Annotated in this window: 7 protein-coding genes; 4 read left to right on the top strand and 3 right to left on the bottom strand. The window is 72.9% G+C overall.

What is annotated here, in order from left to right; all coding sequences use genetic code 11:
- Window positions 1–280 precede the first annotated feature (280 nt).
- Window positions 281–3,025: an ATP-binding protein gene (locus ACFY1H_RS29905; protein ID WP_386951748.1), complete on the bottom strand. Its 2,745-nt coding sequence runs from the start codon at window positions 3,023–3,025 to the stop codon at window positions 281–283.
- Window positions 3,026–3,144: 119 nt separating this feature from the next.
- On the opposite strand from ACFY1H_RS29905, the gene ACFY1H_RS29900 reads away from it, so the two are divergent.
- Together ACFY1H_RS29900 and ACFY1H_RS29895 are read left to right on the top strand one after the other, a co-directional pair.
- Window positions 3,145–3,747, top strand: coding sequence for a hypothetical protein (locus ACFY1H_RS29900; RefSeq protein WP_366586124.1), 603 nt, complete (start codon window positions 3,145–3,147; stop codon window positions 3,745–3,747).
- Entirely contained in the window at window positions 3,744–4,265 is a 522-nt protein-coding gene (locus ACFY1H_RS29895) for a YceI family protein (protein ID WP_386951745.1), read from the top strand. The genes ACFY1H_RS29900 and ACFY1H_RS29895 overlap by 4 nt, the downstream gene beginning before the upstream one ends.
- A 4-nt stretch (window positions 4,266–4,269) precedes the next feature.
- On the opposite strand, the gene ACFY1H_RS29890 is transcribed toward ACFY1H_RS29895, so the two are convergent.
- The gene (locus tag ACFY1H_RS29890; protein ID WP_366586128.1) at window positions 4,270–4,713 is read right to left on the bottom strand and encodes a MarR family transcriptional regulator; all 444 of its coding nucleotides are present in this window, start codon (window positions 4,711–4,713) and stop codon (window positions 4,270–4,272) included.
- Window positions 4,714–4,828: 115 nt separating this feature from the next.
- Between ACFY1H_RS29890 and ACFY1H_RS29885 the strand changes: the two genes are divergently transcribed.
- Window positions 4,829–5,221, top strand: coding sequence for a DUF5313 domain-containing protein (locus ACFY1H_RS29885; RefSeq protein WP_366586130.1), 393 nt, complete (start codon window positions 4,829–4,831; stop codon window positions 5,219–5,221).
- Window positions 5,222–5,280: 59 nt separating this feature from the next.
- Window positions 5,281–6,222: an RluA family pseudouridine synthase gene (locus tag ACFY1H_RS29880; protein ID WP_386951742.1), complete on the top strand. Its 942-nt coding sequence runs from the start codon at window positions 5,281–5,283 to the stop codon at window positions 6,220–6,222.
- Between the two features lie 22 nt (window positions 6,223–6,244).
- Here the strand turns inward: ACFY1H_RS29880 and ACFY1H_RS29875 are convergent, their stop codons facing one another.
- Window positions 6,245–6,850, bottom strand: a complete 606-nt coding sequence (locus ACFY1H_RS29875; RefSeq protein WP_386951739.1) for a hypothetical protein — start codon at window positions 6,848–6,850, stop codon at window positions 6,245–6,247.
- Window positions 6,851–6,863: the final 13 nt, after the last annotated feature.

The raw sequence follows: 6,863 nt of genomic DNA, 5'->3' as shown, positions 1-6,863 counted from the left end.
GCGCGGCCGCGCCGTGTTCGGGCCCCGCGCCCCCGCGCGCGGGACCCCGCCCTTCTGCCCGGGGGGGGCGGGGGGGGGGGGCGGGGGGGGGGGGCCCCCCCCCCCCCCCCCAACCGGCAAGCCGGCGCGATCTCGCGGTGGGTCGCCTCGGCAGGGTGGGGTTGGGTGGGAATGTGCAGTTGGTCGTGGGTGGGCAGGGAGTGAGCGGGCAAGAATAAGTGGGCAAGGTTGGGCGGTAAGGGGTGAGCGGGCAAGGTGGCCGAAGTGGCGGGGTGGTTGGTTATCCACCGCCGCGGTGGGTCCAGGCGGCGATCTCGGTGCGGTTGGCCAGGGCGAGTTTGGCCAGGATGCTGCGGACGTGGCTTTCCACCGTGCGTTCCGACAGCACGAGCTGCTCGGCGATCGCGCGGTTCGCCAGGCCGTCGGCGACGAGGTCGGCGATCTCGCGTTCGCGCGGAGTCAGCGGGCCGGTCGTGCTCAGCCGGGCCAGCAGCGCCTGGGCCGTGACCACCGGGCCCGGCATCACGAGCCGGCGCGCTTCGTCGAGGGCCTGGCGCGCCAGGGAGCGCGCCTTGCCGGTCTCGCCGAGGGTGGCGAGCACCGTGGCCAGCCGCAGGCGGTTCTGCGCGACGAAGGGGCGGGCGCCGACCCGGACGTTCGCGGCGATCGTGGTCTCGAACAGCCGCGCGGCTTCCTCGGGCCGGCCGAGCACCACGGCGAGACGGGCCGCCCAGCTCGTGCCGCAGTCGCTGCAGTACACGCCCGCGCCGGATGAGAGCACGTGCTCGTCGGCCCGCAGCACGGGCTCGAGGAAGCGAGCCGTCTCGACGTCGCCGAACGCCTCCACCAGCACCACCAGGTTGGGCCCCACTCCGCTGGACCGCAGGTCGAAGCCGTCCTGGCGCGCGAGGTGGCGCACGGCCTCGTACCCCGCGAGCGCCGCCTCGCGCTCGCCGAGGACGACGTGCACGAGCGGCCGCGACACCACCGCGATGGGCAGGGTCGGCACGGTGGCGAGCACGTCGTCGTAGTGCTCGTCGATCTCGGAGATGTCACCGGTCACGAGCGCGAGCTGCAGGCTGAACGCGGACGACATGCCGAGCGCCGAGCGATCGTCCGCCAGCTCGGCCTGGGCCAGTTCCCTGGCCTGCCGGTTCAGCTCACGCGCCTCGGCGAACGCGCCGCGGAACGCGAGCAGCGACGTGCGCAGCCGCAGGTCGTGCCAGCGGACCAAGGGCAGCCGGGTCGTCGCCGCGAGCGCCGTAACGGCCGTGATCTCGTGGTCGACGACGGCCATCGCCCCGGTCTCGAGCGCGGCGTCGATGCGCCACTTGTGGCCCCACAGCGCGGAAAGCGGCTGCCGGTCCCCGAAGCGCACGGCCAGGGAGCCGAGCCGCAGCCGGGCGTCGAGCGGCAGCTCGATCGGGAGGACCTTGAACCGCGCGCGCACGGCGTCGAGCAGCGCCTCGTCGTCGGTACCGCGTTCGGCGAGCGCGAGCGCTTCGTCGGCCAGCCTGCGGGCCTCGTCGGTGTGCCCGACGTCGGCGGCGACCGACGCGGCTTGCGCGAGCAGCCGGGCGCGAAGGGCGTCGGGCAGTTGTGCGCCGAGGGCCGTGTCGGCGAGTTTTCCCAGCCGCGGCAACAGTTCCGGCGCCGAGAGGTCCCGCACGACGAGGGCCGCGGCGGCGAACGTCTCCGGAGTTTCCGCGCGCTCGGCCGCCTGCTCCGCGTGGTCGAGGGCCGGGCCGAAGCGGCCCGAGCGATACTCCGCAGTGGCGAGGTCGACGAGCAGCTCGGCGAACCCGTCGGTCCGGCCCGCTCGCCGTCGCGCATCCACGGCGAAGGTCAGAAACCTTGCCGCCTCGGCGAAAGCCAGCGCGCGCGTCGCCTCGCGCGCGGCGACCACGGCCCAGTCTGCGGCGCGGCCCAGGGTCACCGGGTCGGCGGCCGACCGCAGCCAGTGCACCGCGACCACCCCGGCGTGGGCGGGATCGGCTTCGGCTCGCGGCGTCAGCGCCCGCGCCGCCTGGGCGTGCAGGGCCTCGCGAACGCCCTGGTCGAGGTCCTCGTAGACGCCGTCGCGCACCACGGCGTGGGCGAACCGGCGCCGCCCGGCCGCGACGGGCACGAGCACCCCGGCGCGCACGACGTCGTCCAGCAGCGGCACGACCTCGGCGACCGGCCGGCCCGCGACGTCGGCGACCACGCCGCAGTCCACCTCCTCCCCCAGCACCGCCGCCACCGCGACCAGCTCCCGGACCTCCGGCGCGAGCCCGGCCACCGACGTCCGCACGAGGTGGCGCAGCTCGGCGCGTCCGCCGCCGGACCCGGCCGACCGCGCGACCGCGCGCAGGTACAGGGGATTGCCGCCGGAGCGGCGCAGCGCGTCGCGCACCTCGGCGTCGCCGACGGCCGCGCCGGCCACCTCGGTGAGGTACCTGCGCACATCCGGCTCGGCCAGCGGCGCGACCGTCACGGCGTGCGTGGCGGGGCCGCCGAGGAGTTCGGGCAACGTCTCGTCGAGCGTGGGGCCGGTGTCGCGGTAGGTCGCGAGCACGACCAGCCGGGAGCGGCGCAGCTCCCCCGCGAGGTGGCGCAGCAGCCGCAACGACGCCTCGTCGGCCCAGTGCAGGTCCTCCAGCACCACCACGAGACCACCGGGCTCGGCCGCGGCGACGAGGGCGTCGGCCGCCGTGGCGACGAGCCGGAACCGCGCCGCGACGAGGTCCGTACCAGCGGGTCCGTCCAGGTCGGCGACGGCGCGGGCGACCTCGGCGCCCGCCGTGGGCAGGGCCGAGAGCACGCGCCGCCACGGCCACAGCGGTGGCGCCCCAGGATCGTCCACGCAGCGGCCCCACACGGTGGCGAGGCCCTCGGTGGCGGCCTCGGCGAGCGTGGTCTTGCCGATGCCGGCGGGCCCGCCGAGCAGCACCAGGGCACCCGTGCCCGCCGCACCGGCCGCGAACCGGCCGCGCAGGTCGGCGAGCACCCCGGCCCGGCCGACGAACGGCACGGAGCCTGTCACGCAGGCCAGTATGCGCCCGGTTTCAGTGGTCCGTCTGCGTACTGGCACTGATGTCCGCAACGCCCGCGCCGCCGAAGGTGGACCTCGTCGAACTTCCCACCCCAGGCCGAAGGAGCAGCATGTACGCCACCGTCCACCAATTCCGGCGCGCCGCCGCCGACGAGAGCGGCGACTGGGGCCGGGCCCTCGCCGCGGACCTGCACCCCGGCCCGGCGCCCCTCGGCGGGTGCGTGCTCGGCCAGGTCGCCGGCGTACTCGGCGCGGCCGTCGCGTTCTGGCCCGACGCCGCGTCGGCGAACGAAGCCGCCGCGCACACCGGCCCCGGCACCACGTGGCTCGACACCGACGTCTACGAAGTCGTCTCCGCCGAGTTCGCCCCCGGCTCGCCGCGCTACGCCCAGGCCAGCCGGTTCGCCGGTCCGCGCGACGAGGCACAGGTCCGTGCCGAGGACTTCGCCGGCCGCGAGCGCATCTGGCCCGCCGCCCGGCAGGTGCCGGGCATCGGCCCCGTGTTCGTGCTGCGGGCCGAAGACGGCGCGGGGCTCGTGCTCGGGTTCGCCGAGTCCGTCGCCGCGATCGAAGCCGTCCAGAAAGCCGTCCTGAACACCGAGCTGCTGCCGGGCGAGGACCCGGCGCTGCTCACCGGTCCCGAGCGGATCGACCTGCATCGCGTTTTCCACCACACCCTGCCCGCATCCGTCACCACCGGAGGTACCCGATGAGCACCCCCACCACCACCCGTCTGCGTCCCGGCACCTGGACCGTCCACACCGGACGGACGTCGGCCACGTTCACCGTGCGCAAGCTCGGTTTCCACCTCGTGCACGGCGCGATCCCCGTGCGGTCCGCGACGGTGCACGTGAACACCGCCGGCACGCCGACCGCCCTGCGCGCGGAGCTCGACCTGTCCGCGATCGACACGGGCAACCGCCGCCGCGACCGCGACCTGCAGAAGGCCCAGTGGCTCGACTGCGCCGCGGAACCGACGATGACCTTCGCGTCCGGCGACATCAGCACCGGCCCGGAAGGCTGGACGGCGCAAGGGTTCCTGAGCCTGCGCGGCACCACGTGCCCGCTCACGCTCACCGTGGAACAGCCCGCCGACACCGGCCGCGACTCGGTGCGCGTCCAGGCCCGCGCGACGCTCGACCGGGCACCGCTCGGCATGGGCGCGCCGCGCGCGATCGTCGGGCGCTACCTGGAAATCGGCATCGACGCGGTGCTCGTGGCACCGCACTGAGCGCTCAGCCGGTCGCTTCGATCACGCGACCCAACGCGGCGTGGAGGGCCTCCAGCTCGGAGACCTCCATGCCGAGCGTCTCGACCACGCGGTACGGGATCTTCTCGGCCTCGGCCCGCAGCGCGCGGCCCTTCTCCGTGAGCTCGACGGTGAGCTGCCGCTCGTCGGAGGCCTTGCGGCCACGGGTGACGTAACCCATCGCTTCGAGGCGCTTCAGCAGCGGAGACAGCGTCGCGGGTTCGTGGCGCAGCGCGGCCCCGAGGTCCTTCACCGACCTCGGGGCTTTCTCCCACAGCGCGAGCATCACGAGGTACTGCGGGTGTGTCAGCCCGTACGGCTCCAGCAGGGGCCGGTAGACCGCGATGACGCTGCGCGAGGCAACCGACAGCGCGAAGCACACCTGGCGGTCGAGCTTCAGCGGGTCGTCGCCCAAGTCGATCTCTGCCACGGGGTCCTCCTCCTGGTCCGGGCCACCCTAACCGCTCCGGGTGTGTCCTCGGCTACCTCATCGATTAGCGCACTAATGATTAGTGTACTCTACTGGTAGCCGACAAGGAGGCGTGATGAACCGTCCAGGAGTCTTCCGCTGGTTCTGGTACGCAGTGGGCGGGCGGCTGCCCGAACGCTACCGGGACTGGATCCTGCACGACACGACGTCGAAGCACTGGAAGGCGCGGCACGTGCTGCGCAGTTCCGTGGGCCTCATCCCGCTGTGCCTCGTGTGGCTGCTGCTGCCGGGCCCGCTGGCGCTGCGGCTCGCGATCGTGCTCATGGCCGCGCTGGTCGCGTACTTCTACTCGTCGGTGTACATGGAGGAGAGCATCGAGCACCGCCTCACGCGCAACGGCTTCCCTCCCGGCACGGGCAAGCGCATCCGCCGCGAGGCCGCCGAAGCCGCCGACGCCGAGGCGAAGGCGCGCTACATCGCGATCTACCGCCAGAACACGGGCGAGTGACCGCTCCCGGCAGCGGTGCCGCAGGCCCACTACCGGAGCACGACTAGAGTCGGCGTCCGATGAGACGCAAGCTTCGCGGCCCGCTGCCGCCGCGCCACGGGCTCGACCCGGCGCGGCTGAGGATGCCCGACGAAGGCCCGTGGGCCACGTTGCTGGAGCACCTCGTGGAGCGGCTGCCGCGGCTGGACCCGGTGCGGATCGAGCAGATGCTGCGCGAGGAACGCATCTTCGGCCTCGACGGGCCGCTCGGGGTCGACGCGGCGTTCGTGCCCGGCTCGTTCATCTGGTTCCACCGTGACCTGCCCGACGAGGTGCCGGTGCCGTTCGACATCACCGTGGTGTACCGCGACGAACACCTGCTGGTGGTCGACAAACCCCACTTCCTCGCCACAATCCCCCGCGGCAAGCACATCCTCGAAACCGCGCTGGTGCGGCTGCGGCGCGACCTGGATCTGCCGGCGTTGTCGCCCGCGCACCGGCTCGACCGCGTGACCGCGGGGCTGGTGATGTTCGTGATCACACCGGAAGTGCGCGGAAAGTACCAAACGATGTTCCGCGACCGACGCGTGCGGAAAGAATACGAAGCGATCGCACCGTACGATCCGACGCTGGAGCTGCCGCGCACGGTCCGCAGCCACATCATCAAGGAACGCGGAGTGCTTGCGGCGCAGGAGATCGAGGGGCCGGTGAACGCCGAAACCCGCGTGGAACTTCTCGAACACCGCGACGGGCTCGGCCGCTACCGCCTGCTGCCCGCCACCGGCCGCACGCACCAGCTGCGCGTGCACCTGGCCGGCCTCGGCATCCCGATCCTCGGTGACGACTTCTACCCCGTGCTGACGGAAAAGCCGCTCGACGACTTCACGAAACCGTTGCAGCTGCTGGCCAAAGTGCTCGAGTTCGACGACCCCGTGACCGGCGAGCACCGCCGGTTCACCAGTTCCCTGCGGCTGACGGCGTGGGACTCGCCGGACAAGTGGGCGGCGCCCCCGGCTCGCTGAGGCCGAGGACGCCGCGCCGAACTCACTTCGTCCAGAACTTCACACCGCTCCACTGCACGGTGATCGGTCCCGCACCGCTGCTGGTGCGATACGAACCGAATTTGTCGTAATAACTACCACTCGGGCTGTCGATCGTCTGCTTGAGCGAGCCGTTGATGTACACCTTGTGCGTGCTGCCCACCTGGTTGATGGTGTTGACCCGCACGGACGTGCCCACGGTGGCGCCGCTGGCGAGCGTCTGACCGCCCTCCACCGCGTACATCCGGCCGCCCTTTTCCACCGCCAGCAGGAAGTACGGGCCGGCGTTCGACCCGTCGCGGAAGGTCTGCTTCACGCTGATGCGCGTGCCGCTCATGCTGGTGACCTTGAAGGAACCCTCGAACTGGTGCGTGCCGCCGGTGTAGGTGTCGTAGCGGCGCTCGGCGCGCTGGTCGCCGCTGCCCGTGGAGCAGGTGAGCTGGAACGTGAGCCCGTTGATCTGCCCGCACCCGCGCTCCTGCTCGGAGAACCCGGGCGACCACGAGTTCCACGGACCGGTGCCGACCTGCGCACTGGCCACCGGAGCCACCACCGCGAGCCCGCACACGACCCCCGCGAGCACCCCACCGAGGCGTAGTCTTCCTCGCACTTGCCAACCTCCG

The organism is Amycolatopsis sp. NPDC001319 (assembly GCF_042896185.1).
Lineage (GTDB): Bacteria > Actinomycetota > Actinomycetes > Mycobacteriales > Pseudonocardiaceae > Amycolatopsis.
This window is presented reverse-complemented; position numbering and strand designations above follow the sequence as displayed.